This is a genomic window from Nostoc sp. CCY 9925, assembly GCF_963920935.1.
Classification (GTDB): Bacteria; Cyanobacteriota; Cyanobacteriia; order Cyanobacteriales; family Nostocaceae; genus Nostoc.
In genome coordinates this window covers 1-26,054 of the sequence record NZ_CAWUDO010000031.1, presented here as the reverse complement: position 1 = coordinate 26,054, position 26,054 = coordinate 1, and the positions used below count along the sequence as shown (strand labels likewise).

Genomic DNA, 26,054 nt, shown 5'->3' with positions numbered 1-26,054 from the left:
TAGGTAACTTACAATTAAAACGCACAATGCTGTTTAACAAGTAAGTTTTTGAATGTGGACGCAGTTAATCATCAACTAAATAAAGCACAATTACGCCGTACTTTACTCAAAAAACGTCAATCAATGTCTGTTCGGGAGTGGAGAGAAAAAAGCGATCGCATTTGCTTTCATTTACAAAACTCTGCTTTGTTCGCCCAAGCAAAAACAATACTTGCTTATTTTAGCTTTCGACAAGAACCTGACCTCAGTGCATTATTTATAAACACCAAATACCGTTGGGGATTCCCTCGCTGCGTTAATCAATCCCTCTCTTGGCATATTTGGCAGACTGATGATTCTGTGCAAAGTGGCGCTTATGGCATTGCTGAACCCCATCCCGACGCGCCAACCTTAGACCCGACGGAAGTGGATTTGATTCTCACCCCCAGTGTAGCTTGCGATTATCAAGGATATCGCCTGGGTTATGGCGGAGGATATTACGATCGCCTACTCAGTTCACCAGAGTGGTTAACAAAGCCCACTATCGGAATTGTATTTGATTTTGCATATTTACCCCAGCTACCTATCGAACTTTGGGATAAACCGTTAAAAAATATCTTAACTGAAACTGGGTTGACTCCCAAAGACTAAAGGTTGAGGATGATGAAGAAATATCATCAAATATTTTTCATGAGTAATCCAACAGCATCTACCACTGACCAAGAAGCCACCATCGACGAGATTGTAGCAACTAGTCTCCAAGCTCAACAACAAACAGGTCCAGACCTGCGCCAAATTCATAGCAAAAGTCACGGACTACTATGGGGAGAGTTTATTGTTGAACCCAATCTTCCTGAAGACTTGAGAGTAGGTTTGTTCAAAACCCCCCAAACCTATCCTGCTTGGATTCGTTTCTCTAATGGTGGTGCGCCTGAAAAACGTGGGAAATTTCGCTCTGATAGCCAACCTGATGTTCGCGGTATAGCTATCAAGGTGATGAATGTAGAGGGGCAAAAAGTACTGGATGATGAAGAAAAAACTCAAGATTTTATACTTAACAGTTATCCTACTTTCTTTACCAAAGACGTTAATGATTACGCTGATATCTTTAAAGCAGGTAGCGGACAACTTACTCCAGAACGCTTACAGGAACTTGGTTACGCCTTTGCTTTGTTACAAAAAATTACTAGTAAGAACGTAGGCAACCCACTTTTGATTCAGTATTGGAGTATGGCACCGTTTAAGTTTGGCGTTAGCGATAGCGAAGCGTTAGCGAGTCCTCGAGGGTCAGCGGTAGCGACGTTAGCAGCGTCTCGCGTTGTTAAATTATCTGTAAAATCTCAACAGATTGAACAGCCTCCAGAAATACTTCCAGAATCTGAAAACTACCTTAGGGAAGCAATGGTCAACCATTTAACGGTAGAGGGTCGAGAAGCATCTTTTGATTTTCTGATTCAGTTTTATGTCGATGATGAAAAAACGCCAATTGAAGACCACGTTAAAGAATGGCAAGAAGCAGATTCACCATTTATTAAAGTTGCAACTGTCCGCATTCCCAGTCAGAAATTTGACTTTGAAGAACGCAAACGTTTAGATGAGGGTACAATGTTTAGCCCTTGGCATACACTCCTAGAACATGAGCCTGTTGGTAGTGTAAATCTTTCCCGCAAGAAGCTTTATAGCGAACTTGCAAAATATCGACGAGAACAAATTGCCAAACGCCTGCGGGAACCACAACCTTATGCAGAGGTTGGAGATTCACCGCTATAATTTTGATTTCAAACTGTAGGCTGATACAGCAGAATTCAGGAGTCAGAATTCTGAAGTAATTGGAGACGTAGGGTGCGTTGTCGCGCAGCGCACCTTAAATTGTTAGCTAAATCTCACATATATTAAAATGATAAATCTTTAGTTCTGGAACAAGATGTATTTTCTCAATTTGCTGGCTGTATTTTTCTCTGATTAAATAATAAATTAAAAATTCTCTTAGTCAGAAATTAATATTTACAAAACTCGAACTTTATTAATCAAATGCTGAACTCGAAAAAATCACGATCGCAAATTCTGTTAACATATGCGCTATTGGGAGCGATCGCACTGGTGATGCTGTTTCCTTTGCTATGGCTAATCAGCACAGCCTTAAAATCACCTACCGAAAATATCTTGCAGTCGCCACCACAGCTGTTGCCTGCATCGCCTACACTAGATAACTTTTCTCGTGTTTGGCAATCTTTACCCTTTGGACAATATTTATATAACAGCACCTTAGTGTCAGTGCTGACTGTTGGGTTAAATCTACTATTTTGCGCTTTAGCTGCCTATCCCTTGGCAAGGTTATCATTTGTGGGGCGAGACTGGATTTTTGTCGCCGTCGTCTCTACAATTATGATTCCCTTCCAGATTGTGATGATTCCTCTTTACATTTTGACAGTCCAGTTGGGTTTGAGAAATAGTTATTTAGGGATGATTTTTCCGAGCTTAGCTTCTGCATTTGGGATCTTTTTGTTGCGCCAAGCTTTTATGAGCGTTCCCAAAGAAATAGAAGAAGCTGCCCGTATGGATGGCAGCTCGGAGTTGGGTTTGTGGTGGTATGTGATGTTACCAGCAATTCGCCCAGCATTAGTAACTTTAGCAATTTTTGTATTTATTGGTGCTTGGAGTGACTTTTTGTGGCCTTTAATTGTCATCCAAGATGAAAATTTATACACTCTTCCTCTGGGAGTCGCCAAGCTAGCAGGTACATTTTCCCTTGATTGGCGGCTGGTAGCAGCTGGCTCAGTAATTGCGATCGCCCCAGTATTATTACTATTCCTATTTGTACAACGTTACATTGTACCCACGGAAACTGGTAGTGGGGTCAAGGGCTGAACAAGACGCAAAGAAAAACTAATGACCAATGACTGATGACTAATGACTAAATTTAATAAGCACCAGTCTTTTTCAAAACTACCCAGATTGTTTTCATAATTAAACTCAAGTCGTACTTTACAGACCACTTACGTTGATAATCTATATCCATCTTGACAATGGTTTCAAAATCTGTAATGCTCGAACGACCATTAGCCTGCCATTCTCCAGTAATGCCTGGTTTGACTCGCAATCTATCCCAGTGGTGTGGATCGTAATTCTTGACTTCATCAAGAGTCGGTGGACGAGTACCAACTAAACTCATATCCCCTAGCAAAACATTCCAAAACTGCGGGAATTCGTCTAAGCTAGTACGCCGCAAGAATTTACCTACAGGAGTAATTCGGGGATCGTCAACAGATTTAAAGATGTGACCTTTGGCTTGGTTATCGACTAAATGCTTGAGTTTATCAGCATCCATAACCATAGAACGGAATTTCCATATCCGAAAGGGTTTTCCATTCAAACCGCAGCGAATTTGAGAATAAAATATTGGATTTGGATCGTGAATCAAGGTAACAATTGCTACGGGAATAGCTACTACAAATGTAATAATCAGCCCGAGAATGGCTCCAATAATATCAATTAATCGTTTTGCAAAGCTTACAGTTGATGGATGTGAGGGCTGTTGCGAGCAATCAAGGGAATAAGAATAAATCACAAGAGCTAAATTATCTACAACAGGAATTTTTGCATCAGTAGTGTAGACATAGACATAGTTTTGATCGGACTTTTGATGTTGTTGTCTACACTACTGAGTAGTAATATACACAAAACTACAATTAGAAAAAAACTCAATACATAAAGTTTACAAAATCTTTCAATTAAGCCGCGAGATTGTAAATTTACAGTAAAATACTGGAAATTGCGGAACAAAGTGGTACAATAACAAGCTATGATTTCTGTGAGTAAAACTATTATTTACTCACAAGCTGGCTGCTGTGAACAAATATGGGGAGTGGGGGAAGAAAGTATTTGTTTGATTCATAACGGGTAGGATGCTTTTGACTAGCAATTTTAGACTTTAGATTGCCGATTGTAGATTTTTTTGGTTCATACGGAACTAACTTTCTGCTACGCTAACATCCTTTGCGGGTGAAATGAATCAAAAACCTAAAATCCTCAAGCCTCTACCCAGAGTGGTCTTTTTCAATCGAAAATCCCAAATCGGTTGACTTTTGCACACTGGCACTAGTCTTAATTATGAAGCTGCAAGGCAAAATTGACTATATATGGTTCCTCCAGTGATTGCTGATTACTAGCCTTGATAGCGTCGAGATAGCGACGCAAAGACAAAAGTTGTTGGAAATTGGGACGATAAGTGAGACTACCTTGCTTTTCAAAAAGTGGTGCAGTGGCGATGGCTTGATAGTCAGGATTTTCTTGAGAACCCTGGGTAAGCCAGGTTGAATCTGTGACTGAAGGCATCAAACCAGAAGGTAATTCACCCTCCAAAAAAGCTAACAGGCGTTGCTGACAAGTGCGGGTATTGATACCGCGACCTTCAAATAGCTGAATAACCTCGCCGAAAGATAAGGGTCGGTCTGGTAGCAGGCGCAGCAATTCCGTAAATAGGAAATAATCAGTGTATTGTTGTCTGGGTATATCTAATATCTGGGGATGCAAAGGTAGCATCGCCAAACCATAGGCAACTCGACTGCAATTGGGAGCGCCGTTTTCGCCGAGATATAAATCTTGGATAATTTTGGCGCTGGGGAGTTTTTGTCGTAGCCAACGGTTCACTGTCCCTATACAAGCCACGCCACCAGTGAGGATAGCTTGATTAATCGCTTCTGTAGGAATACCACGAGCTACCAATAACTTGTTGAGTTCGCGGTTCAAGCGGCGGACAAACGGGATAAATACTTGGCTTTCTAAGTCTCGTCGTCGTAAAATCCACCGTTGGTCGGCTAATTCCAAGGTAAAAGAGTCTTGGTGTTGTAAAATCAGCTTCAGAGCGAGTGCTGCATCTAATATCGCCTGTCCCAGCAAGGAACTTTCTAGACGCTGCTGGAGACGAATCCGAGCGGTGATATCTGGTTCGCCGACTCTGGGTAGTTCTAATTCTTCTAACCCTAAACTCTGCCAATGCATTTGGTCTAAACCAGGAATTGACGGTTGCCATTGCCAGGGATTAGTGGTAGTAGTTTTACTCTCGTTTTGGTTTTCTAAACGTGGTTGCCGAGATTTAGGTGGCAAAAGCAGCTGACAGATAATGTCTTGTTCAATTCCCTTGCCAGCATAAGCGAAACTGTGGAGCATGAAATCATTGTATGTCAATTGCGCTAGGGTTTCTGGCACATCGACTAGTAACATTTCTGTAGCAGTTGCCCCGATATTAATCACAAGGGTGTTGCCCACAAGGGAATTTTCGCTGGTTTTTGCAGGATGAGAATCTTCTTGGCTTAATTTTAATTTTATTTGCTCGCCGTTAGCAGTATCGAGTTCCGGAAGTAGACTAGCGATCGCTTCTTCGACAAAAAAGACTTGCTGGGGATGTTGGATAAGTTTGCTAGTGAGTACAGCTTCTCTAACGTTGAAGCGATATTGTTCTGACCAACTAGATGGACAAGTGCAAATTACACCAGCAATATTATTAATAATTTGAGCAAAATTTTGTTGGCTGATGCCAACAGCAGCAGCAATTAAACTAGGGGTAGTACTACCTCGATCGCACTTGAGAGTTAACAGTAGCTTAGAGAGCGATCGCACAACCCAAATTAATGGCCCTGCCGAAAATTCATTTAATTGCAAAACAGGTTCCCATTTTTGGCGTTCACTCTTGTAGGGAATAGCTACTTGTAAATAAGGCTTTAGCTGTGCTGAGTAAAGATTGTTTGTTGAATCCGATCTCGGTGGCGTAGGACTCTTATCTTGGGCAACAGCCGCAGGTGCTGTCTGTTCATGGGTTTCAATACTTTCATTTTCACCCTGGGGTACAGAAGCTGTGGGCAGATAAACCTCTGTTGGTAAACGAAAAGATTGCTGGAAAGAAGTTGTTCCCGGTGGATTTTCTGCTGACCAGTAGATAGGATGTACAACCAAAGAAGAACTATCTAACAAGGCGGCGGAAATTCCTGTTGTACCCAAATCAATTCCTAAATACCAGACTGATTGGAGAACATTGGTTGAAACTTCTGTATTGTTTATCGAGTTGGAATTTGCAGGGAAAGAGCTTTCGGAAACAGGAGTTGTCTGTTGCTTTTTTTTTTCAGTTTTTGTCTCTAAATCTAAGTTAGTTTCTACCTGAGGAACTGCCAAACTGTTTGTTGCTATTTGGAGATTTTCTGGTGGTTGTTCAGGGGAAACTGTGGGAATTGTGTCTTGGGTTTTAGCAACAGATTCCTGAGAAATTTCCAAGTTTGTAGCTGGTTGCAAGTCAGAATTTAGCTGGCGATCAAAATTAGCCAAATCCAGGTCTAATTGTTGCAACTGTTCTTCATCTAAGGAAATATCAGGGATGACTGGAGGCTGATTTGACTCTAGAGAAAGTAGGTTTTCTTGTGGCGAAGCTGGAATATAGTTATCTAAAGAAGGTTCTTGGCGATCGCTTGTGGCATCTGTGGCAATCGCAATTTCTGGTATTTCTCGAGTGACTGATGCTGCACTTGTAGCATTAATCACAAGTGATGGTATTTCCAGAAGTTGCTGCTCAGTACTTTCGTCAGGTAATAAATCAGTTAAGGTACTAATTGTATCAGCCACTTCTGGCTGAGTGACGAGTTCCACAGGCAAACTGCCTGCTGCCGAAATTTCTGGTAGCGAGTCTAGATTGGTATCCTCTGCAAAAAATAGTCCTTCTGCTGAATCTGTAGTTTCTACGGCAGATGGAGCATTACTCACATCGAAAATAGCCGTGTCTGGCTGATCGGGTGTCACAATCTCAGAATCCACACTTGGTGAGACAACAGGTGTCTCCTCAGGGGGATTCAAAGTTGATGGGGAAGCTGTGACAGAACCAAACAAACTTGCATAAAGTTGGTCTACTTCATCAGCAATTAACGCAGAAATCTCTTCTGGTAATTCATCTGGACTTTCGGAAGGCTCAGAGGAGTCTAAGCCAAGCTGCAACAGTACTGCATCTAAATCTTCTGTGAGGGTAGTAGTCTGTTGCTCAGGATTAATCGACGAAGTTTCTGGCTGTATCAGTTCTAAAAGCGGAAGTGGAAATTCAGCATTGATATCAGTTGGCTGAGCCATTGATGTAGATGGTGTTTCAGCTTCTACCTCCAGAAAAGATGACTCGGTAGTAGGGGATTGTTGCTGCAAATACTGGGTCAAATTGTTGAGAAAGCTGGCCATCAGCTGTTCGCCCTGAATTCCCTTGCTATGCATTCTTGCCAGTGCTTGGGATAAAGACTCGTAATAAGTATTAATGTTGCGTTGTAGTGCTTCAAAAACAACATTTACAGTCCCATCTAGTGATAACAGGCGTTGATCTAACTCCTGAGTCAGCTGTGTTAACCGCTCTACACGGTCTGGGGATTCTAAAAAAGCTTGGGTTGCAAAAGATACTGATTCTGAGTTGAGGCGATCGATTCCTGCTGAAGAACTGGAGGAATTGACCAAAGTTTGTCCTAACAATGGCGTTAAAGTTGGCACAAGGCGACTCATGAGTACCTGTAAAAACTCGGTAATCATCTGCTCTTGGTTTGTCAACTGTTGTGCCAGGGAGTAGTTTTGCAATCGCTTTTGTTCTAGCTGCCGAATTTCCTGTAAGAGAGTGGCTCGTTCTTGCAATAGCCCTTGTAGTTCTGCCCGTAATGGCTGCATCAATTTGGAAAATTCAGTTTTTAATTCTCCTGCTTCAACGGCAGTGTATTCTTGAGTGGGTTCGGACGCTGGCAGTAAAAGCTGGTTATGATCTCGATCAATAAATTTTGTTAACAAAGGCGATGGCTCCGCCAACGCCAAGGGCGAACGCGGTTCTCTCAAAGATTGATTTTGAATACCGCTCTCTAATGCTTCTTTTTCTTTTAACCTGACTAAAAAGTCCCGAATTCGTTCTAAAACCTCTTTAGGTTCTTGTCCCTGACCAGGTAAAAATCTAGACAGGCGCTTGCCACCACTGGCAAGTAAGTTGTCAATGTCTGCAATCAGCTTTTGAATTTCATCTGCACTGGAAGTCACTTTCGATTACCTTAGCTACAACAATATGACAATTAATTTACAGTCATTGAAGTTTTAAGTGACAAAAGCTGCCACTTGGACTTGTGACTGTCATTATGTTATGGATTACTGGGAGGAGTGGCAATCTTCAGTCAGTGTTTGTTTAACAAGCTTAGCTTGATTGCTCAAAACCACTAAAATATGTGAGCAATAATTTACCTTTCAGAGCAGGAAGGCTCACACTATACCATCCCTGTTGAGACAGCATTCACTACAAATCGGGAAACCCACTGTTAGCGCCTGCCCCATCAATTGTGAGTTATGTGAATAATGGTATTCCTGTTGTTGGCAGGAGCCAATAGGAAGAATACCACCGACCAGACGAACAAATCTCTAGAAGCCTTTACACGGTCTGATATAATACACATGGTCGTTGACCTACCCGACTGCATGAAATAGAAAGGCTAACTTCAAACTAGTCAGACTTGCGGCAGACACATAACTAGATCGGGGAAATGCCATTGCAGTAAAACCAAAAGATGTTGTACACAAAACAATTAAACTGCCTATGTAAGATGGGTGGCTGCCTGGGTTCTCCGCTTCAGGAGATAAAAGTTCTAAGACCTCCAGACGCTGTATAAGACCAAATTAAACATCAGTTTAGTAAGGCAATGGCTAAGACCACAAGCCTAGACTGTACCGTAAGGTCAGTGCAGGTACTTCACTAGGTTGAGTATGATGAATGTTGTTTGCCTATATTTTTAAGTAATCACGAGTAATCAACTTTGCAGTACACTTAGCCCCTAAGTAATACTTGAGCAGGCTAGAAACTAGTTTTGCAAAATTTTTACCCTATCTAAACCCATAGGTAAAAACTGTTTAGAAAAACCCTCTTATCACTTTCTTGTCTAGCATAGGTTATTTTTATTGTTAAAAGGTGGCTGTGCTTTGATAGCTTACGCTTAAAAGAATGCCCTTGTATGTCGTGTGTATATAGCAGCTTGAATAAAAATGTCCTAATGGAAGACCGATATGTGCCCTTATTTTTTCAGGGTTTGCCAGATGCTGTTGTTGAAACAGCCCTTACCCATCTTGTAACCCGCACTCACCCAGCTAATCAAGTGATCGTACTAGAAAACGACTGGGGTGGTGCTGTGTATTTTATCAGAGATGGATGGGTAAAAATTCGTACCTATAATTTAGAAGGCAAAGAAGTAACACTGAACATTCTTGGCAAAGAAGAATTGTTTGGTGAAATGGCTGTTCTAAGTGAAAAACGTCGAACAACTGATGTGATTACTCTCACCCCAACTGTAATTGGCAGTATGCCTGCTTCAGATTTTAGCAATTTACTAAAAATAGAACCCTTGGCAGGACTCCGATTAGCAAAACTAATGGCAGAGCGTTTACAGCAAGTAAATCGACGATTACGTTTGCGGGAATCTCATAGTCAGTCACGGGTGGCAGATACATTGCTGTTTTTGGCAGAAGGACAGGGAAAAAAAGGGCAAACAGGAACCGAAATTCCGAATTTACCTCATCGGGAATTGAGTAGTTTGAGTGGACTGGCACGGGAAACGGTGACGCGAGTGTTGACAAGGCTGGAAAGAAGAGGCTTGATTAAACGGGATCAAGACATTATCTGTATTCCTGATATGTCAGCCTTGGAAAGAATGATAGTTTAACAACTTGTCAAAATATGAGCATTTTAAATTCTCTGCCAGATGAGCCAGAGGACGACCCATCGCCAGAATCTCAAACTCCCGCCAATCATTGCTTAGATAAACAAGAGTTAACCCGTCCTCATCTCAAGGCTGATACGCCCTTGAGGATGGTGGAAACAGCCTTTTTAGCCAGTACTGCTAGCCTAATTTGGTTTATTAATTTTTACTTTCCTTTAGGACCAGTTTTGCGGATATTTTTTCCAGTGCCGATCGCTCTAGTTTATCTCCGTTGGGACAAACGAGCAGCATGGATGGCAGCACTCACTTCCGGGTTATTGCTGACGGTACTAATGGGACCAGCCCGCAGTTTGCTATTTGTCATGCCCTACGGCTTTATGGGTGTCCTCTTGGGTGCGACGTGGTATCGTCGTCGTGTTCCCTGGATGATTTCCATCACCTTGGGTACGCTGTTGGGTACTTTAGGAGTCTTTTTTCGGTTGTGGCTATTGTCTGTGTTGTCAGGTGAAGACCTGTGGGTTTATGTGATTACCCAGGTGACTGAGTTTATCGAGTGGATATTTCTGAAGTTGAGTTTATTGGCGAGTCCTAGTGTATTTTTGATTCAAATAGGCGCGATCGCCTTAATCATACTCAACAACTTTATCTACCTCTTTGTTGTACACCTAGCAGCATGGCTACTTTTTGACCGCTTGGGCAACCCCATTCCCCGCCCACCACACTGGGTGCAAGTCCTTATGGATTATGAAGGTTAGTTATTTGTCATTTGTCATTTGTCCTTGGTCATTAGTCATTAGCCATTAGTTATTCTCCCTCAATGTCCGATGCCCCATGCCCCATGCCCAATTCCCAAATTCGTATTTATACTCAAAAAGAACAGGGTGAACAATGGCTGCGACGGTATCGTGGTCGTCTACCTGTATTTGCCTGTGTTTTAGGATTTACTGAAACTGGTTTGATCCCAGGTATTTCAGCAGCCGGTCGCACTCCAGAGGATCGCAAATATACTGCTTGTGCCGATGCTGAATTTTTGTACTATGGCCCGGAACATAAACCCCAATATCCCTTACCACCATTGGCTGCTGGGGCTTCGCCTGTGTTGATTTCTCGCGCTGTCTTTGAGTCACTAAAAATACCAGTGCATTTGTTTAATGCTGGGTTACCTCAACCTCCTGCTGTGCCAGTAATTGATTTGGGTGGCACTCCTGCTAAGTGTTTAAGTGGAGGTAATGCTATAGAAATTACAACTGTACACCACTTGCTAAAACAAGGCTTACTTTGGGGAGAACGCCTTGCTGCCAATATCCAACAAGGATATTTGATTATCGGTGAGTGTGTTGTTGGAGGCACCACAACTGCCCTGGCAATCTTAACTGGTTTAGGGATAGAAGCTGCCGGAAAAGTTAACAGTAGCCACCCTGTTTGTAACCACGCCCAAAAGTGGGCATTAGTGGAAGCAGGACTGGAGAGGATGAGGACAAGCAAGGGAGCAGGGGAGCCACTGCGGTCTTGGAGTCTCCCCAAGTGGAGCAAGTGGCGTAGCAGGGAGCAGGGGGAGATCCAATTTCCAATCCAAAATCCGTCTTGGAAAGTTCAGAGCGGCGGAAACCGCCGCTCAAACTTTCCGCAAAATCTCAAAATCCAAAATTCTCTAGATCCTCTAAAACTTGTCGCCGCCGTGGGCGATCCGATGCAAGTGGTGGTGGCTGGAATGGCGATCGCTGCTAGTCGTAGTTGTGGTGTCCTGCTGGCTGGAGGGACGCAAATGCTCGCGGTTTATGCACTAATGAGTGCGATCGCTCAAGCTTACGCTCTATCATGGCAACCAGAAGAAGTAGTTGTGGGTACAACGCGCTGGGTAGCAGAAGATTCTACTGGCGCTACTGTTGACTTAGCCCTGAGCTTAAGTAAAGGCAGTTCAACTGAGATTGCAGCAACTCCTCCCCTATTAGCAACTGCTCTCAACTTTACTGATTCTTGTTATCCCCAACTGAGAGCTTATGAGCAGGGCTTTGTCAAAGAAGGTATGGGTGCTGGAGCAGCTTGTATAGCTGCTCATCTTAGTCAAGATTGGCAGCAACACCAACTTTTAACAGTCATTGAAGCTCAACTTGAACGGCTGAGCTTGGTCAATTACTAATAACAAAACCGGAAACTTATAAAGCTCCGGTTTATATTTGAACTCATGAATATTGGCTAAATTAATGAATTCTTTCTCTAAGTAATTGTTCTTCCAAGGCAGCAATGCGATTGTATGCTGCTGTTAATTGCGCTGTTAGTCGTTGTATTTGAATTTCTGGTGTTAAGTTATTATCCCCACCCTGACGATGCATGTCTATATAAATGCCATCTGTTAATACATCCTTGTGTTCCATTTCTGGATTTGAACTGATACGTCCTTTTAACTGGTTGCCTCCAGTAGCACTATTTTCCTGATAATTGTCCCTTGCTTGTGTATTCGCTAAGGAACACTCTGAAAAAGCTTGAGCTACCTTAATGTCAAGCTGCTCAATTACTTGGCAGAGGGCATCCAGTTTTTGGCTCAGAATCAGGATTTGCTTTTGTAATGGCTCCATTCAATACCCTCATCGGCACATTATCTTCTATGTTATTCAATTTACTGATAATCTTAACTATACTTATGGATTATTTAAGTATTCATATTTTTTGTGGCAATGTGACATTTAAATCATTAATTCTAAATATTAAGTAAAGATTTAGCATAAGTAGGACTAAGCAAAATTATTGAGAAAGATTAATCTTCAGGTAGTGATTTGCATAAAAGCTAGCTAATTTGAGTCAAATGTTCAAATTTATCGATATTACCAACAAAAAATGCTGAAAATTTTAGAACTCTAGTTTTGAGACAGTGAGTCTCTGTGAATCTCTGCTTAATATAGGTATAAATAGAAATCTCAAATCCAAAATCAATGGATCGACGGTCTTTTTTGCTGGGTACAGGTACACTGACAATTTCACAACTGCTTTTTGGCTGTAGTGGCAACAACCAGACTCAATTAAAAGTACAGTTATTAAAAGGTTCCATACCAGGCCAGGTAGTTAATGAATTCCACAAAGGTTTGCAACAGCAGGTGGAGCTGAAGTTTGCTCCTGTGGAGCAGATACAGGATTTATTTAGGCAATTACAAAATTGGCAGCAGAAGCCAATAGCCACTGATGAGCAGGGATGGAGACGCTTTCTACCATTTCGGCAAGCTGAAAAAACTGCTCCAGCCGACTTAGTAACATTGGGAGATTATTGGCTAAAAGCAGCTATTGAGCAGAAATTGATTCAACCACTACAACAGTTACAAGAAAATCAATTAAAGCACTGGCCTAATTTAGATCAAAAGTGGAAACAACTAGTAACGCGCAATGACCAAGGTAACCTGGACGCTCAAGGTAAAGTGTGGGCTGCGCCTTATCGCTGGGGTAGCACGGTGATTGTTTATAACCGTGACAAATTACGACAATTGGGATGGACGCCCATAGATTGGAGTGATTTATGGCGAGATGGGTTGGAGGAGCGTATTTCTCTACTCAATCAACCACGAGAAGTTATTGGTTTGGTTTTAAAGAAACTAGGAAAATCTTACAATACAGAAGATCTTGACCAAGTGCCAGACTTGGAAAAAGAATTACGGACATTAAACCAACAGGTGAAGTTCTACAGTTCTATTAATTACTTAGAACCTCTAATTATGGGAGATACTTGGCTAGCAGTTGGTTGGTCAAGCGATGTAATACCAATTCTGGGACGTTATCCGCAACTTGTGGCAGTTATTCCCCAGTCAGGAACTGCAATTTGGGCAGATTTGTGGGTACGTCCCGCAGGTATCGCTACAAATGCTTTCTCAGATCAATGGATTGATTTTTGTTGGCAACCAAGCACTGCTAAGGAAATTTCGCTACTAACCAAAAGTAATTCGCCAATTTCTACAAATATTCCGGCTGCCGATATCCAGAAGCCTTTACAAAGTTTATTACAAAGCGATGGCTCAGTTTTAGATAAAAGCGAATTTTTACTTCCTTTATCTCCATTAGCAACCAAAAAATACGAATCTTTGTTTGCCAAAATTAAGGTTTAATCGGGCATGGGGCATTGGGCATTGGAAGTGTGGGAATCTTTTTTATAATCTCCTCACACTCCCTGAGTCCCCAGCGATGCACTGAGCTTGTCGTACCCCTACGGGTAAGCAAGCTACGCGGAGCGTCTCGTTCGCTCTTAGCGTCTCGTAGAGAAGAGAAGTGTCCCCAGTCCCTCTACCTCACTGGCTCAAAATCATATCCAGTACGAGAACGAGAGCCAGGAACGATTTTTACAAGTTGGACTTGAGCAGTGCGATCGCCTGATGCTAAAAATCGAATTGTACCAGATACGTGCTTCTGGGTCGTTGGGTCGCACTTTTAAAGATGCTGAAAAAATAGCGATCACCTTATCATAACTTTTATTGGCGATCGCCTGTACTCCCTCTTTTTTAGCTGGAGAAATTTCACCGGGAGTCAAAGTTTTTTCGCCAAAACTAATGCGATCTTCTAATGGTAGATTTTTTCCTGTTCCGATGGTTTTTGAGTGATGGTATTACTAATATTGACGGCATTTCTAGTAAACCACCAAACACCAGCTGCGACTATTCCAACTGTCAGCAACAGAGCCAAGACTAAAACTGCGGTTTCATTCTTTTGTGACATGAATAAATTTTAATAAAATAAAAATGTTTATTATTTTAAGAATTCAGAAATCGAATTCTGATTTTTGAAGAATTATAGAATTAAGCCTACTAGAGAAATTTTATTTTTTAACTTAATTTTAAATAAATTAGTTATAACGCCAAAAGTTTTTTTAAAGTATGAGAGATAGTAATTTATAAATCAGTCGAAATACAGCTGTCATGGACATGGCTACTAAACTAGCCCCAACTGCTAAAACAACTACTAACTGAATATTAAGGCCCCCTTGTAAAAAGGGGAGAAAAAAAATAATAGCAAAAGTAATTGTTGGAATAATTAATAAATCGAATTTTTCAATCCAACGCCTGGTTTGGGCAAATATAAGTAAGCCCAAAATTAGAGATGCAACACTTAAAGTGATGATTGGTGATTTTACTAGACCAAAGAGGGCGATCGCTATCAATGCACCCTCAAATCCACTAAAAGCTGCCCCACCCAGTAATTCCAATGTTGAAAACATCGGTTTAGTTACTGGAATACGGGAAACAGGAGGATTGGAACTTTGAGGTGATTGTGGCGGAAGTGTTACAGAGGGTGAATTAATTTGTGTCGAGGCTAGAGGCTTTGAGTTAAGTGCATCTAAAACTTCTTGGGCTGATTGGAAGCGTTGATTGGCAGCAGGTAGAAGCATGTTGTCTAAAATGTTAGCAAGGCGGGGGGTAACATTTACTTGGGATCGCCATTTCCATTGGTTGCTATAGGCATCAAACAATTGAGTTGCTTCTTTATCTGTCAACAAGGTAATTACAGTTACAGCCAAGGCGTATAAATCCGTAGATGGAAATACTTGACCCCCAGTCATTTGTTCAGGTGGTGCAAATCCCATAGAATAAATTCCTGTGGAAGAAGCAGCGCCTGATGCCACATTTGCTACTTGCTTGACTGCGCCAAAATCCAGGAGAAACAGTTTACCATCACGACGACGCATGATGTTAGAAGGTTTGATGTCTCTGTGGATAATTCCTCTCTCATGGACAAACTTCAGTACCTTCAGAATTTCTTGCAACACTTCTAACACTTGTTGTTCAGAAAATTTACCCTGCTGAGCTAATTCTTCTTCTAAGTTTTGCCCATCAATATATTCTTGTACTAAGTAAAAAAATTGGTCTTGCTGTCCTGGTTGCAGGCTATTAACTATCACTGGAAAAAAGGCAAATAAGTCAGGAATTTGCTCGTGTTCGTTGCCTATTTGGGCTAAAACTTCTGCCTCTCTCTCAAACATTAGCTGTGCTTGTTGCAGTTGACTCGAGGTTAAATTTCCCGCTGGTTGAAACTGCTTAACTACACATTGACGCATTCCCGGGATTCGGCGATCGCGTGCTAAAAATGCTGCTCCAAATCCACCCCTTCCCAACAACTTGATGGCCACATATCGACCATCAAGTAATAGTGGCATACCACAGCTAATACAGTACTTTTGCTGCGTTGTTTTCAGGGTTGTAATATCATCTAAATCGGCAAAATAGTTTTGTGGGCGTGGGCAACGTGGGCGAGTACAGTAAACTTCCATTTTCGTGATTAGTCATTAGTCAAAATAATTCGTAATTGATAATTCGCAATTCCTAACTAGTTCAGCTTACACAGAAACTAAATTTCTTTATCAACAACAGGAAACAGGAAACGTCTTATTTATGTCAAATCCCTAGCTTGTCTACAGCACTTGGGGTAATAATTACGAATTACGAATTACGAATTATTTGGTCATTAACAAAAAACAAAGGACAAATGACATAGACGCTGGAAGGGCGGCTTTTCGTACTCTTGGGTCGAAGCAAGCTACGCCTTCGTGCAGCGTGTCGCAGACAAGCGTCCTGTAGGTAACGGTAGGACTAATGACCAGATTTTAGTCTTCGCCAAGGGAGGTGGGCGTTGCTATATCCAATGTAGTTAGGACTATGTTTTTTTGTGTCAATGTTAACACATCTTGGCTCCATCCAGGATTGGCGAACTGGGGCAAAATTTCTTGGCTAAAGGCTTCTGCGGCTTTGGATCGATAGCGGTTGGGATTACAAATCAGCCATAGGGTTCGTTTGACGACAACGCTTTCAATGGTGGCACAGTGTAGGACGCCCATTTGTAATTCCTTTGCAATGGCGCTAGTGGAAACAAACGCAGCTCCTAAACCAGATTGCACAGCATTTTTAATGGCTTCAATGGAATTGAGTTCCATTTCAACTTTAAAACGCCTAGTATCAATTTCACAGCGTGCTAACACTTGGTCAATTACTTTGCGGATTGTTGATTGGGAATCTAAAGCAATGAATTGTAATTTATATAGGTCTTCTTTTTGGATTTTTTCAAGTTTGGCTAAGGGATGAAAGACGGGTAAAATCAGTGCTAGTTCATCTTCGGCGTAGGGGATAACTTCCAAAGATTCTGCTAGTTCACCGGGAATCTCACCACCGATGATGGCGAGATCGACTTGTCCGTTAGCGACACTCCAAGCAGTCCGTCGAGTAGAGTGGACGTGCAATTGCACTGCCACGTCTGGATATCTTTGGCGGAACATACCGATCATTCTGGGCAAAAGATAAGTGCCAGTGGTTTGAGAAGCACCGACAATTAAAGTACCACCTTGGAGATTTTGCAAATCCTCGATGGCGCGGCAGGTTTCCTGGCACAGACTGAGGATTTTTTCGCCGTAGCTTAAGAGTAGATGCCCAGCTTCAGTTAACTGTGCGCGTCGTCCTCCACGGTCGAATAAAGGAACATCAAGCTGCCGTTCGAGATTTTGCACTTGCAAACTGACGGCAGGTTGGGAGACATAAAGACTATCAGCAGCGCGCTTGAAGCTCCCTTCTACAGCGATCGCTTTGAGAATACGTAACTGATCTAAAGTGAAAGGAAGGTCAGACATAAGGCTCAACCCACAAACTTTGAAAGGAGCGGATGTAGGCAACTTTTCACCTTTGCCAGCAATTGGCTGGGCGTGATTTGTTGCATTTGAAACTTGACGGCTTGACTCGAAAAAGACAGTAGCACAACATCATTGACTAAAGTCCCCTTTTGAATACTTTGTGGTATTGGTTGTACTGAATTCAGTTTTCTTTAAATTACTTCACCCGTGTATTATGATGCCGATTTCGTGGTTGACACCCAGTCATTTTGCCATACTGGGGTTAGAAATAGTTTTTGCGATCGCTCACAGTGGAGGCGCTGCTTTGCGTCCTTGGGCAGAAAAATACATTGGGCCGAGGCTTTATCGTATTTTTTTTGCATTAGTCAGCCTACCATTGGCTGCGATCTTAATTATTTACTTTTTTCGGCATCGCTATGATGGTTTGCAACTTTGGCAGGTACAGGGTGTGCCAGGAGTCAGAGAAGTTGTTTGGCTGTTGTCAGCAATCTCATTTTTGTTTTTGTATCCTGCTACCTTCAATCTACTAGAAATTGCAGCCATTCAAAAGCCTGAAGTTCATCTTTACGAAACAGGAATTATTCGGATTACTCGCCACCCTCAGATGGTAGGACAAATAATTTGGTGTATTGCTCACACTCTTTGGCTGGGTACTACTTTTACCCTTGTGACCTCTATTGGCTTAGTATTGCATCACTTGTTTGGGGTCTGGCATGGCGATCGCCGCTTGGGCTTGCGCTATGGGTTAGCCTTTGAAATCGTCAAACAGCGGACTTCAATTATTCCCTTTAAAGCAATTATTGACGGCCGTCAATCTATCAAATGGCAGGAATTTCTACGCCCTGCCTATTTAGGAGTTGCGATTTTTGTGGCTTTGCTTTGGTGGTCGCACCCTCTATTGCTGCAAGCAACTGGTACGATAAAATGGGAATTCTAACCGATCCCCAGTGTCAGCATAAAATTCAAAGTCGATGAAAATTTCAGCTTATCAATTGCCCCCGAATCAATGTACGATAAATTCAAACATTTATTCAGTGGGGGTACATTGAGTCAACTTGAAATTTGATATCGGTAGGTGTTGGTCAGTTGCCAATCTGGAGAGTAAATGGCCGATGGAGTCTCAATTCCCAAACAGCAAAACCAATCGAGAATTGAACATCCAAAAAAGCCACCTTAAAAGTTGTGCTAGCTTTTTGATCGCAGACACATAAACCAGCTAAGTTATGCCTAAATCATTCTGTGTCCTGGAATGTATGCCCTCAAAGTAGCGATGCTTACGGCGGGCTTTGCCAACGCAATTTATCGGCTTGATAATCCTTCACCGAACCTGCGCCAAGCAATGAATATTAAATACTGTGTCAAAAAAATCACAATATTATTCATTGCTTGGCAAGTAGTCCCCAGCCCCCACTTGAGTCGTAAACAAAAACAATTTAGTTATGGAATTCCACTCAGCAACGCCACTGGCTCCACATTTGGAGACCAAATGACCGCAGTGGCTCCTCAGGACTCGAAATCCAGCACTACTGAATTCATTGCAAATAACTAGTTTGATATAAAAACCCTATAATCCAAGAGGCGTCATGGTGTTGTCGGTTAGTGAGCGGACATTTACTCAAGAAGTTTTAGAATCTCCAATTCCTGTTTTAGTTAATTTTGAAGCCCCTTGGTGCGGGTTATGCCGGATTATCCACCCACTTTTATTGCAATTTCAAGCCCAATGCGGTGAGGAAATTAAATTGGTGGTGGTTAACGCCGATCAAAATTTTAAATTGTCTACAACTTATAGGCTCAAGTCACTGCCGACTTTACTTTTGATTGAAAATGGCAGCATTCGACACCGCTTAGAAGGTTTTCGCGGCCGAGAAGATTTACGTCTGGCGTTAGAAGACATCAAAGTCAGCTATACTAGTTGCCCTAAAATCTACAAGGGTTCTAAAACGGCCGACTTAGAGTATTGGTCAGCTTGATGTGAATAGGGAGTAGGTACAGACAAGGGTTAACCCTTGTCTGTACGGAATGGGAGACGCGGGGAATAACTCCTCAGTCAACAGTCAACATTCCCAATGCCCAATTCTAAAATCTAAAATCTAAAACCATGCTTAACACCCCACCCAATCACCTTTGGGTGGGTTATTTTATCCTAAAGGGTGTGTGTCACAATTATTAACAGTTCCGACACGCTAGTCAAGAATTCTAAAATGTAGGCGTCAGTGATGGAAGTAATCTATCAGTATGCCTGGCTGATTCCGGTATTACCTCTTTTCGGGGCAATGCTGGTCGGTCTAGGGCTAATCTCGTTGAATCAGGTGACAAACAGCCTGCGGCAGTTGAACGCTGTAGTAATTATCTCCCTAATGGGAGCAGCTATGGTGCTGTCGTTTGCCTTGTTGTGGAGTCAAGTTCAAGGACATCCGACTTATACCCATACTCTGGAGTGGGCTGCCGCAGGCAATTTTCACCTGAGCATGGGCTACACTGTTGACCACCTGACAGCCCTAATGCTGGTGATTGTGACAACAGTAGCCTGCTTGGTCATGGTTTACACCGATGGCTACATGGCTCACGATCCCGGTTACGTGCGGTTTTATGCTTATCTCAGTTTGTTTGGCTCTTCAATGTTAGGTTTGGTGCTTAGCCCCAACCTAGTACAGATTTATATATTCTGGGAACTTGTCGGGATGTGTTCCTACTTGCTGGTCGGCTTTTGGTACGATCGCAAGTCAGCAGCAGATGCCGCTCAAAAAGCATTTGTAACCAACCGCGTGGGCGACTTTGGTCTTTTGCTGGGAATTTTAGGGCTGTTCTGGGCAACAGGAAGCTTTGATTTTAATATCATGGGCGATCGCCTCGCCCAACTCGTGGAAACAGGTTCTATCAGCAATTTTCTCGCTGTCCTGTTTGCGATTTTAGTTTTCCTCGGTCCAGTAGCGAAATCCGCCCAATTCCCTCTGCATGTCTGGCTACCAGATGCAATGGAAGGCCCCACCCCCATTTCTGCCTTGATTCACGCGGCAACAATGGTGGCGGCGGGTGTTTTCCTGGTAGCCCGGATGTACCCAGTATTTGAACATGTCCCAGCAGCAATGAACGTTATTGCCTTTACTGGGGCATTTACGGCGTTTTTGGGGGCAAGCATCGCCATTACCCAAAACGACATCAAAAAGGGTTTGGCTTATTCCACCATTTCCCAACTCGGTTACATGGTGATGGCTATGGGAATAGGTTCCTACAGTGCTGGACTATTCCACCTGATGACCCACGCTTATTTCAAAGCGATGCTGTTCTTGGGTTCAGGTTCCGTAATTCACGGTATGGAAGGTGTCGTCGGTCACGACCCGGCCTTAGCCCAAGATATGCGGGTGATGGGAGGACTGCGGAAGTATATGCCAGTTACGGCAACTACCTTTTTAATTGGTTGCTTGGCAATTTCTGGTATCCCCCCCTTCGCTGGTTTCTGGTCAAAAGATGAAATTCTGGGGCAGGCTTTTCAAGCTAACCCATTCCTCTGGTTAATCGGCTGGTTAACCGCCGGGATTACTGCTTTCTACATGTTTAGAATGTATTTCATGACATTTGAAGGCAAATTCCGCGGTAATGACGAGAAAATCAAGGAAAAACTCAAAAAAGCAGCGACAATTGTCCTGGAGTTAGAGTCAGAAGAACCAGTCCCGAATTATGGCCCTGGGGCAATGAAAAAAGGAGAATTGGCGGCAACTGGCGACCACCATCACTCCCATGACTCCCACGGGCATCACAGCGATTCTCCTCACGAGTCGCCGTGGACAATGACTCTGCCGTTAGCAGTTTTGGCAGTACCTTCGATTTTGATTGGTTTGGTAGGAACTCCCTTTGCCAATTACTTCGAGGAGTTTGTCTTTTCACCCACTGAAACACTCTCGGAAGTTTTAGAAAAAACTGCCGAGTTTGACCCGACTGAGTTTTATATTATGGCGGGTGCTTCAGTGGCAATTTCTGTGGTTGGCATTACCTTGGCTTTGTTAATGTACTTGCGGGGTAAAATTGACCCAGCTGCGATCGCTGCTAAAATCAAACCACTTTACGAGTTATCCCTCAACAAGTGGTACTTTGATGACATTTACCATCGTGTTTTTGTCCTCGGCTTGCGTCGCGTAGCCAGACAAGTTATGGAAGTTGACTTCCGCGTTGTTGATGGTGCAGTTAACCTCACAGGCTTCTTCACCCTTGTCAGCGGCGAAGGTCTGAAATATTTAGAAAACGGTCGCGCTCAATTCTATGCCTTGATTGTGTTTGGGGCTGTTTTGGGTTTAGCGATTGTTTTTGGTGTGACCTGATTTAAATAGGGGTGGGCGAATGTCCACCCCTAAATTATTTTTTGATTTTTGTGATCCAGGCATTTTTAAGTAAGTGAAATACATCTTTTTTGTTTCACGCAGAGGCGCAGAGTCGCAGAGAGGAATTGAGAGTTGGGTCTAAAAAAATAACAAAATTTTTTAATCCAAGCCATAAAAGTTTAGCCTTCTAGTTCCGCCCTGATTTTTTCAAGATGTTTAATAATCTTCAAAGAATAAAATTCTTCAAAACATTCAGTTATTTATGACAGAAGAAGATATCAGAATCAGACGGTTTTATATACCAGATGATGAAGTTTGGGAACGAAGCCATAATACATGGAAACAACTCAAGCCAAGACGGAACTTTAATCATCGAGATCCATCTGATGAAAAACCTCTAGAATATTCACAAAGAATAATATCAATATTCAACAATATTCCTATAGATGTACTTATTCAGTGGCAATTTGAGCATATCTATAACTTAGATATGGTAAATAACTATGGCTGGATTAATTACCATGAAGTGACTTTTAATCTTGTTTATTGGTCTGAAAAAGAGTTTTCTAAAGTGCAGGTATTTTCCGGATTTAAGGATTATGTAGACCGCAGAAGTATTATATCAAATTTTGAGCATCTATCATGCACTGATGAAGATAAAGATTATTGGAGGCAGTTTGGAACTTGGCGAGTTCCAATAATTGTATTAGAAACTGAAAATATAATCAATGTACCAAATTATGCAGAACTAAATCGCCCATACCAACTTATAGAAGGACATACGCGGTTTGGAAACTACAATGCTATTAAATGCTTAAGTGAGCAAGGAAAGGTTCAAATATCAAATAAACACAAAGTTTTTCTGATGTCTGTTAGTTGAATAATCGATTGTCGCTGCAATTCACTGCAATACATTGTTATAAATTCTCCAAGACATCATTATTTATGAGTCTTTCATACTCGGTAAGTAAGAAAGAAATGTAAGAACGAATAAGATTACAGAATAAGCGACCTTCAGAAAGCGTCATTGGTTTGCCATCTTTTAGATCAAGTCCATGCCGACTACCACCACCAGTTGGTGATGAATGGTAACCATGTAGATTTTCTAAACATTTCAATATATAGTTGATTGCTGTCCCTTCATTTGCATTGCGGAGTTCATTCACGATTACGTTAAAATATTTCCCTTGTATTCTCCCAGATTGTAATTGCTCACCTCTAAAAGCAGTTGTAATTGATTCGAGAATCCAAAACAGTTCTTGAACCGCTTCTCTAGGCCGATTGTCAATCAGTAGTTCTTCAGAACGCTCTAGAGACTGTCTAATAAGTTGCTTTACAGACTCACTAAAGGTTGGTGGCGATTCGGACACAGGGATAGTTTCTTCACCTTCATTTGGCTTAATAAGTTTTGGTGGATAGATTTGATAAGCAATTTTGTGTTCAAGACAAATAATGTTGATACGTTCAATGTCAGGGATTGCATATTTATCCCGAAGATTTTCACACGCGTCGTAGAATGCCTCCAGAAACAGGGGTGGGTTTTTAGCCGCGTCTTCCAAATATGACCGTAAATCTGTGCTTGCCCAACTCTCTGAAGTACTCCAGACACTCGTAGAGCCTACTGTATGGGCAAAACACTCTTTAAAATACTCTAGTAACTCCCAGCGATTTCCCTTAGCTACTATTATGCCAATAAGCTTCTCAAATTCATCAATCGCTGCATTAGGAATAACTGAATCTGGCGAAGATTTAAAGCGCCATGAATCAGGAAATTGAAGCGGCATTTAAATATTAAATATTAGACAACAGTACTTGGTATAACTTATCAGAGATTCATCTTGCAAATCTTCCAGGTACTCTTGGTATATAACTCAAACACATTCAAGTGAGATAACTTGATAAATCACCCGACATACACGACTTTTGCCCGTCGGGATATCACTGTTTTTTGCCCGAACTTTAAAAACGGTCAAGTCTATTCCAGAGATTTGATCGCCGATAAAATTTCCAGCCTGTAGCTGCTCGATAATGGGTTCAATGTCGATTTGAATTTGGCGATAGCGTTTACTCAGAGTTTTGAGACGGCGTTTGAAGGGAGGTGTAAACCGGACTTCTGCCATAAATCTAGGCTGTGATATCGTCCCAAAGCTCTGAAACTGGGAAAGTTTGTCCTGTTGCTGCTTGTCGCACAGACTCTTGCAGGTCGGCTAATATTTGTGCTTTTGGCTCTTGTTCATCAATCCAAGCTAAACCACTGGCGTTATCAGAATTTATGGAACTGATAAGCTGTTGCCAAAGTTCTACAGGGACGAGTACATCTGTTGTTTCTCCATCTGCGTTGGTGACATAACGAATCTGATTTTCAATTTCTGCCATTATCATTATTGTTGTTTCTCCTGTAATGCTTTTTTGCACCAAATCGCTTTTTTGACAATCAGCAAACAGCATCGTGTATTTTTAGCGATCGCTGGGTTGGACTAGGCGATCGCATCTCCAAAACCCTAGCCTAGCAGCTTTTTTCGGGTAAATTTTTGACTTGACCGTGCGGATTTTAGATTTTAGATATTTCGGTACTCCTTTGAAGAAGCAAGCTACATACCCCGACGCCACTTGACGCCAGTCCCCACCTGAAGGTATAGGGGAACTCTTTGCTATTAAAAAAAATAATTCATGTATTGTCAAAATCTAGTTTTTTCCCGTCATGCTATCCAACAAATGTTTTATCGTCGGATCAGTCAAAAAGATGTAAAAACTGCGATTTCTTATGGAGAAGTGATAGAAGAAAATCCTGATGATACACCTTACCCTAGTTATCTAATATTGGATTTTATAGAAGGTAAACCGATTCATGTTGTATTTTCCTACGATGAAGCTACAGATACAGGATATGTAGTAACAGCTTATATTCCTGATGCTAATATTTGGTTAGATGGTTTTACAACTAGGAGACAAAGATGATAAAATGCGTAATTTGTCAGCATGGAGAAACTAAACCTGGTTTAGTAACTGTAACATTAGAAAGAGATGAATGTATTATTGTCTTAAAAAAAGTTCCAGCAGAAATTTGTGATAACTGCGGTGAATATTATTTAAGTGATGCAGTTACCGAACAGGTTTTAGAAAAAGCAGAGTCAGCTATTAATAATGGAGCAGAATTGGAGATTATTAGATATGCAGCTTAGTGTTATTACTTGCTTCTCTGTTAGCATTCATGAAGCTGATGATACAGATATTGTTTAGTTAGAGTTTTGAGACGTTTCCTAGTTCATTGGTTTTGCAAGTCCTTCTGCAATCTCTCTTTTAGCAGATTGGGCAGATGCAATCAGTTCTTGTTGAGTTTTCTTAAATGATTTATTCCATTTCAATTCATCTTGCAAATCTTCCAGGTACTCTCGGAGATGTTCTGCGACTCTTTCTTGCACATCTTCAGATAAAGATTCCATCATCTTAATTACAGTAGCGATCGCTGGAGATGACATAATCGAATTTCCTTTATCAACTTTCCCTGTCTATTTTACTAAAAAAACTCAATCAAATCGCCTACTGTAGTCCCAAAGCTCTGAGACTGGGAAAGTTTGTCCTGCTGCTTGTCGCACAGACTCTTGCCGGTCGGCTAATATTTGTGCTTTTGGCTCTTGTTCATCAATCCAAGCTAAACAACTTCAGTTAAGATCGATAAGGTAATCTAACGATCAAGGATCTAAGCATCAGTAGGTTAAATTTCCCTGGTCAGAAAAAGGCAGCGAATAGGCGAATGGTAAAGAAGAAATACATTTACTGGCAAGATGATGATATGTGGTTAGGTTATCTCGAAGAATATCCTGATTATTGGACTCAGGGTGAAACCGAAGAGGAGCTAAGAGAAAATCTACTCGATATTTACAGTGAATTAACAAGTGGAACTATCCAAAATATTCGCAGAGTTGCAGAACTTGAAGTCTCATGAAACGAAGAGACTTAATCAGTAAGCTTGAAGAAATGGGTTGTATTTTCGTTCGTCATGGTGGCAAACATGATTGGTATCAGAATCCAATAACAAAAATTTCTCAAGCCGTTCCCAGACATAGAGAAATCAACGAGCAACTTGCCAAACATATTATTAAAATGCTTAGCGATGAAGCAGGCTAACACGGCGTTAGAGCCGATCGCCGAAAGGCAGTCGGCAAGAGACGGAAGTTATCTGCGGCTGCTCAATTTTGCCGTTAGACCTGATCTTGGTGGTTAATCAATTAGCCCTCTTCTGTCACTTTCCGAAAACATTTGCCATTTCTGAATCTTAGAGCTTTTGTATAGCAAGCGATAGCACGATTATTTTCTAATAACAAATACAAGGCCTATTTTTTTCTAATAGTATAGCTTGTATTGATTGTCTCATGAGGCTTCTAGCGATCGCCCTCCCGGAGAGTGACAGAAGAGGGATAGTAAAAGTGGTTGGATAATAAGACGCAGATTATTTAAAGTATTCTTCCATCC

At 41.8% G+C, this 26,054-nt stretch carries 28 protein-coding genes; 16 read left to right on the top strand and 12 right to left on the bottom strand.

Annotated elements, in window-relative coordinates; genetic code table 11:
* The first annotated feature begins 54 nt into the window (after positions 1 to 54).
* The 3 genes from ACM0OY_RS17430 (at position 55) to ACM0OY_RS17420 (ending at position 2,847) form a co-directional block, all read left to right on the top strand.
* Positions 55 to 630: a 5-formyltetrahydrofolate cyclo-ligase gene (locus tag ACM0OY_RS17430; RefSeq protein ID WP_414570104.1), complete on the top strand. Its 576-nt coding sequence runs from the start codon at positions 55 to 57 to the stop codon at positions 628 to 630.
* A 39-nt stretch (positions 631 to 669) separates the two neighbouring features.
* Positions 670 to 1,749, top strand: coding sequence for a catalase family protein (locus ACM0OY_RS17425; RefSeq protein WP_414570103.1), 1,080 nt, complete (start codon positions 670 to 672; stop codon positions 1,747 to 1,749).
* 261 nt (positions 1,750 to 2,010) lie between these two features.
* Positions 2,011 to 2,847 carry a carbohydrate ABC transporter permease gene (locus ACM0OY_RS17420; protein WP_414570102.1) on the top strand — a complete coding sequence of 279 codons (837 nt, stop codon included), beginning with the start codon at positions 2,011 to 2,013 and terminating at the stop codon, positions 2,845 to 2,847.
* Positions 2,848 to 2,899: 52 nt separating this feature from the next.
* Here ACM0OY_RS17420 and ACM0OY_RS17415 read toward each other — a convergent pair whose 3' ends face one another.
* Complete coding sequence (locus ACM0OY_RS17415) at positions 2,900 to 3,547, bottom strand: sugar transferase (RefSeq protein ID WP_414570101.1); 648 nt, start codon at positions 3,545 to 3,547, stop codon at positions 2,900 to 2,902.
* Between the two features lie 536 nt (positions 3,548 to 4,083).
* The gene (locus ACM0OY_RS17410) at positions 4,084 to 8,016 is read right to left on the bottom strand and encodes a hypothetical protein (protein WP_414570100.1); all 3,933 of its coding nucleotides are present in this window, start codon (positions 8,014 to 8,016) and stop codon (positions 4,084 to 4,086) included.
* Positions 8,017 to 9,014: 998 nt separating this feature from the next.
* Here ACM0OY_RS17410 and ACM0OY_RS17405 point away from each other — a divergent pair.
* The 3 genes from ACM0OY_RS17405 (at position 9,015) to ACM0OY_RS17395 (ending at position 11,817) form a co-directional block, all read left to right on the top strand.
* On the top strand, positions 9,015 to 9,680 hold the full coding sequence (locus ACM0OY_RS17405; RefSeq protein ID WP_414570099.1) for a Crp/Fnr family transcriptional regulator: 666 nt from the start codon (positions 9,015 to 9,017) through the stop codon (positions 9,678 to 9,680).
* Between the two features lie 14 nt (positions 9,681 to 9,694).
* Positions 9,695 to 10,432 carry a DUF2232 domain-containing protein gene (locus tag ACM0OY_RS17400; protein WP_414570098.1) on the top strand — a complete coding sequence of 246 codons (738 nt, stop codon included), beginning with the start codon at positions 9,695 to 9,697 and terminating at the stop codon, positions 10,430 to 10,432.
* Positions 10,433 to 10,515: 83 nt separating this feature from the next.
* Positions 10,516 to 11,817, top strand: coding sequence for a nicotinate-nucleotide--dimethylbenzimidazole phosphoribosyltransferase (locus ACM0OY_RS17395; protein WP_414570097.1), 1,302 nt, complete (start codon positions 10,516 to 10,518; stop codon positions 11,815 to 11,817).
* 61 nt (positions 11,818 to 11,878) lie between these two features.
* Here the strand turns inward: ACM0OY_RS17395 and ACM0OY_RS17390 are convergent, their stop codons facing one another.
* Positions 11,879 to 12,253: a hypothetical protein gene (locus ACM0OY_RS17390; RefSeq protein WP_414570096.1), complete on the bottom strand. Its 375-nt coding sequence runs from the start codon at positions 12,251 to 12,253 to the stop codon at positions 11,879 to 11,881.
* 354 nt (positions 12,254 to 12,607) lie between these two features.
* Between ACM0OY_RS17390 and ACM0OY_RS17385 the strand changes: the two genes are divergently transcribed.
* Positions 12,608 to 13,765, top strand: a complete 1,158-nt coding sequence (locus ACM0OY_RS17385) for an extracellular solute-binding protein (protein WP_414570095.1) — start codon at positions 12,608 to 12,610, stop codon at positions 13,763 to 13,765.
* 194 nt (positions 13,766 to 13,959) lie between these two features.
* On the opposite strand, the gene ACM0OY_RS17380 is transcribed toward ACM0OY_RS17385, so the two are convergent.
* The 4 genes from ACM0OY_RS17380 to ACM0OY_RS17365 form a co-directional block, all read right to left on the bottom strand.
* Entirely contained in the window at positions 13,960 to 14,184 is a 225-nt protein-coding gene (locus ACM0OY_RS17380; RefSeq protein ID WP_414570094.1) for a hypothetical protein, read from the bottom strand.
* 29 nt (positions 14,185 to 14,213) lie between these two features.
* The gene (locus tag ACM0OY_RS17375; RefSeq protein WP_414570093.1) at positions 14,214 to 14,369 is read right to left on the bottom strand and encodes a hypothetical protein; all 156 of its coding nucleotides are present in this window, start codon (positions 14,367 to 14,369) and stop codon (positions 14,214 to 14,216) included.
* A gap of 151 nt (positions 14,370 to 14,520) precedes the next feature.
* Positions 14,521 to 15,918: a protein kinase domain-containing protein gene (locus ACM0OY_RS17370; protein ID WP_414570092.1), complete on the bottom strand. Its 1,398-nt coding sequence runs from the start codon at positions 15,916 to 15,918 to the stop codon at positions 14,521 to 14,523.
* A 333-nt stretch (positions 15,919 to 16,251) separates the two neighbouring features.
* The gene (locus ACM0OY_RS17365) at positions 16,252 to 17,265 is read right to left on the bottom strand and encodes a LysR family transcriptional regulator (protein ID WP_414570091.1); all 1,014 of its coding nucleotides are present in this window, start codon (positions 17,263 to 17,265) and stop codon (positions 16,252 to 16,254) included.
* Between the two features lie 214 nt (positions 17,266 to 17,479).
* Here ACM0OY_RS17365 and ACM0OY_RS17360 point away from each other — a divergent pair, with 214 nt between their 5' ends.
* From ACM0OY_RS17360 to ACM0OY_RS17340, 5 genes are all read left to right on the top strand, one after another.
* A complete protein-coding gene (locus ACM0OY_RS17360) occupies positions 17,480 to 18,202 on the top strand; it encodes an NnrU family protein (protein ID WP_414570090.1) in 723 nt (240 codons plus the stop codon).
* 312 nt (positions 18,203 to 18,514) lie between these two features.
* Complete coding sequence (locus ACM0OY_RS17355; RefSeq protein ID WP_414570089.1) at positions 18,515 to 18,814, top strand: hypothetical protein; 300 nt, start codon at positions 18,515 to 18,517, stop codon at positions 18,812 to 18,814.
* A gap of 34 nt (positions 18,815 to 18,848) precedes the next feature.
* Complete coding sequence (locus tag ACM0OY_RS17350; RefSeq protein ID WP_414570088.1) at positions 18,849 to 19,235, top strand: thioredoxin family protein; 387 nt, start codon at positions 18,849 to 18,851, stop codon at positions 19,233 to 19,235.
* 246 nt (positions 19,236 to 19,481) lie between these two features.
* Complete coding sequence (locus tag ACM0OY_RS17345; protein ID WP_414570087.1) at positions 19,482 to 21,581, top strand: NAD(P)H-quinone oxidoreductase subunit 5; 2,100 nt, start codon at positions 19,482 to 19,484, stop codon at positions 21,579 to 21,581.
* 262 nt (positions 21,582 to 21,843) lie between these two features.
* A complete protein-coding gene (locus ACM0OY_RS17340; protein ID WP_414570086.1) occupies positions 21,844 to 22,461 on the top strand; it encodes a hypothetical protein in 618 nt (205 codons plus the stop codon).
* A 37-nt stretch (positions 22,462 to 22,498) separates the two neighbouring features.
* On the opposite strand, the gene ACM0OY_RS17335 is transcribed toward ACM0OY_RS17340, so the two are convergent.
* The 4 genes from ACM0OY_RS17335 to ACM0OY_RS17320 all read right to left on the bottom strand — a co-directional run bounded on the left by ACM0OY_RS17335 (position 22,499) and on the right by ACM0OY_RS17320 (position 24,263).
* Positions 22,499 to 23,365, bottom strand: coding sequence for a hypothetical protein (locus tag ACM0OY_RS17335; RefSeq protein WP_414570085.1), 867 nt, complete (start codon positions 23,363 to 23,365; stop codon positions 22,499 to 22,501).
* Between the two features lie 87 nt (positions 23,366 to 23,452).
* Positions 23,453 to 23,701 (bottom strand): hypothetical protein, encoded by a 249-nt coding sequence (locus ACM0OY_RS17330; RefSeq protein WP_414570084.1) that lies wholly within the window; start codon positions 23,699 to 23,701, stop codon positions 23,453 to 23,455.
* Between the two features lie 4 nt (positions 23,702 to 23,705).
* Positions 23,706 to 23,957 (bottom strand): hypothetical protein, encoded by a 252-nt coding sequence (locus tag ACM0OY_RS17325; protein WP_414570083.1) that lies wholly within the window; start codon positions 23,955 to 23,957, stop codon positions 23,706 to 23,708.
* 81 nt (positions 23,958 to 24,038) lie between these two features.
* Positions 24,039 to 24,263 carry a hypothetical protein gene (locus tag ACM0OY_RS17320; RefSeq protein WP_414570082.1) on the bottom strand — a complete coding sequence of 75 codons (225 nt, stop codon included), beginning with the start codon at positions 24,261 to 24,263 and terminating at the stop codon, positions 24,039 to 24,041.
* Between ACM0OY_RS17320 and ACM0OY_RS17315 the strand changes: the two genes are divergently transcribed.
* Positions 24,252 to 24,539: a DUF4258 domain-containing protein gene (locus ACM0OY_RS17315; RefSeq protein WP_414570081.1), complete on the top strand. Its 288-nt coding sequence runs from the start codon at positions 24,252 to 24,254 to the stop codon at positions 24,537 to 24,539. The two genes, ACM0OY_RS17320 and ACM0OY_RS17315, sit on opposite strands and share 12 nt — an antisense overlap.
* Positions 24,536 to 24,763, top strand: coding sequence for a type II toxin-antitoxin system MqsA family antitoxin (locus ACM0OY_RS17310; protein ID WP_414570080.1), 228 nt, complete (start codon positions 24,536 to 24,538; stop codon positions 24,761 to 24,763). The genes ACM0OY_RS17315 and ACM0OY_RS17310 overlap by 4 nt, the downstream gene beginning before the upstream one ends.
* Positions 24,764 to 24,841: 78 nt before the next feature.
* Here ACM0OY_RS17310 and ACM0OY_RS17305 read toward each other — a convergent pair whose 3' ends face one another.
* Positions 24,842 to 25,060: a hypothetical protein gene (locus ACM0OY_RS17305; protein ID WP_414570079.1), complete on the bottom strand. Its 219-nt coding sequence runs from the start codon at positions 25,058 to 25,060 to the stop codon at positions 24,842 to 24,844.
* Positions 25,061 to 25,335: 275 nt separating this feature from the next.
* On the opposite strand from ACM0OY_RS17305, the gene ACM0OY_RS17300 reads away from it, so the two are divergent.
* Together ACM0OY_RS17300 and ACM0OY_RS17295 are read left to right on the top strand one after the other, a co-directional pair.
* On the top strand, positions 25,336 to 25,527 hold the full coding sequence (locus tag ACM0OY_RS17300) for a hypothetical protein (RefSeq protein ID WP_221707960.1): 192 nt from the start codon (positions 25,336 to 25,338) through the stop codon (positions 25,525 to 25,527).
* Positions 25,524 to 25,709 carry a type II toxin-antitoxin system HicA family toxin gene (locus tag ACM0OY_RS17295; RefSeq protein WP_414570078.1) on the top strand — a complete coding sequence of 62 codons (186 nt, stop codon included), beginning with the start codon at positions 25,524 to 25,526 and terminating at the stop codon, positions 25,707 to 25,709. Before ACM0OY_RS17300 ends, ACM0OY_RS17295 begins: the two co-directional genes overlap by 4 nt.
* Positions 25,710 to 26,054: the final 345 nt, after the last annotated feature.

What these genes read in the sequence shown, in the direction of transcription:
- ACM0OY_RS17310 (WP_414570080.1), top strand. Translation starts at nt 24,536, where the DNA reads ATGATAAAATGCGTAATTTGTCAGCATGGAGAAACTAAACCTGGTTTA.
- ACM0OY_RS17350 (WP_414570088.1), top strand. Translation starts at nt 18,849, where the DNA reads ATGGTGTTGTCGGTTAGTGAGCGGACATTTACTCAAGAAGTTTTAGAA.
- ACM0OY_RS17375 (WP_414570093.1), bottom strand. Translation starts at nt 14,369, where the DNA reads ATGTCACAAAAGAATGAAACCGCAGTTTTAGTCTTGGCTCTGTTGCTG.
- ACM0OY_RS17405 (WP_414570099.1), top strand. Translation starts at nt 9,015, where the DNA reads ATGGAAGACCGATATGTGCCCTTATTTTTTCAGGGTTTGCCAGATGCT.
- ACM0OY_RS17400 (WP_414570098.1), top strand. Translation starts at nt 9,695, where the DNA reads ATGAGCATTTTAAATTCTCTGCCAGATGAGCCAGAGGACGACCCATCG.
- ACM0OY_RS17295 (WP_414570078.1), top strand. Translation starts at nt 25,524, where the DNA reads ATGAAACGAAGAGACTTAATCAGTAAGCTTGAAGAAATGGGTTGTATT.
- ACM0OY_RS17355 (WP_414570089.1), top strand. Translation starts at nt 18,515, where the DNA reads ATGTATGCCCTCAAAGTAGCGATGCTTACGGCGGGCTTTGCCAACGCA.
- ACM0OY_RS17370 (WP_414570092.1), bottom strand. Translation starts at nt 15,918, where the DNA reads ATGGAAGTTTACTGTACTCGCCCACGTTGCCCACGCCCACAAAACTAT.
- ACM0OY_RS17345 (WP_414570087.1), top strand. Translation starts at nt 19,482, where the DNA reads ATGGAAGTAATCTATCAGTATGCCTGGCTGATTCCGGTATTACCTCTT.
- ACM0OY_RS17315 (WP_414570081.1), top strand. Translation starts at nt 24,252, where the DNA reads ATGTATTGTCAAAATCTAGTTTTTTCCCGTCATGCTATCCAACAAATG.
- ACM0OY_RS17395 (WP_414570097.1), top strand. Translation starts at nt 10,516, where the DNA reads ATGCCCAATTCCCAAATTCGTATTTATACTCAAAAAGAACAGGGTGAA.
- ACM0OY_RS17325 (WP_414570083.1), bottom strand. Translation starts at nt 23,957, where the DNA reads ATGGCAGAAATTGAAAATCAGATTCGTTATGTCACCAACGCAGATGGA.
- ACM0OY_RS17390 (WP_414570096.1), bottom strand. Translation starts at nt 12,253, where the DNA reads ATGGAGCCATTACAAAAGCAAATCCTGATTCTGAGCCAAAAACTGGAT.
- ACM0OY_RS17420 (WP_414570102.1), top strand. Translation starts at nt 2,011, where the DNA reads ATGCTGAACTCGAAAAAATCACGATCGCAAATTCTGTTAACATATGCG.
- ACM0OY_RS17365 (WP_414570091.1), bottom strand. Translation starts at nt 17,265, where the DNA reads ATGTCTGACCTTCCTTTCACTTTAGATCAGTTACGTATTCTCAAAGCG.
- ACM0OY_RS17335 (WP_414570085.1), bottom strand. Translation starts at nt 23,365, where the DNA reads ATGCCGCTTCAATTTCCTGATTCATGGCGCTTTAAATCTTCGCCAGAT.
- ACM0OY_RS17305 (WP_414570079.1), bottom strand. Translation starts at nt 25,060, where the DNA reads ATGTCATCTCCAGCGATCGCTACTGTAATTAAGATGATGGAATCTTTA.
- ACM0OY_RS17385 (WP_414570095.1), top strand. Translation starts at nt 12,608, where the DNA reads ATGGATCGACGGTCTTTTTTGCTGGGTACAGGTACACTGACAATTTCA.
- ACM0OY_RS17340 (WP_414570086.1), top strand. Translation starts at nt 21,844, where the DNA reads ATGACAGAAGAAGATATCAGAATCAGACGGTTTTATATACCAGATGAT.
- ACM0OY_RS17360 (WP_414570090.1), top strand. Translation starts at nt 17,480, where the DNA reads ATGATGCCGATTTCGTGGTTGACACCCAGTCATTTTGCCATACTGGGG.
- ACM0OY_RS17300 (WP_221707960.1), top strand. Translation starts at nt 25,336, where the DNA reads ATGGTAAAGAAGAAATACATTTACTGGCAAGATGATGATATGTGGTTA.
- ACM0OY_RS17425 (WP_414570103.1), top strand. Translation starts at nt 670, where the DNA reads ATGAGTAATCCAACAGCATCTACCACTGACCAAGAAGCCACCATCGAC.
- ACM0OY_RS17330 (WP_414570084.1), bottom strand. Translation starts at nt 23,701, where the DNA reads ATGGCAGAAGTCCGGTTTACACCTCCCTTCAAACGCCGTCTCAAAACT.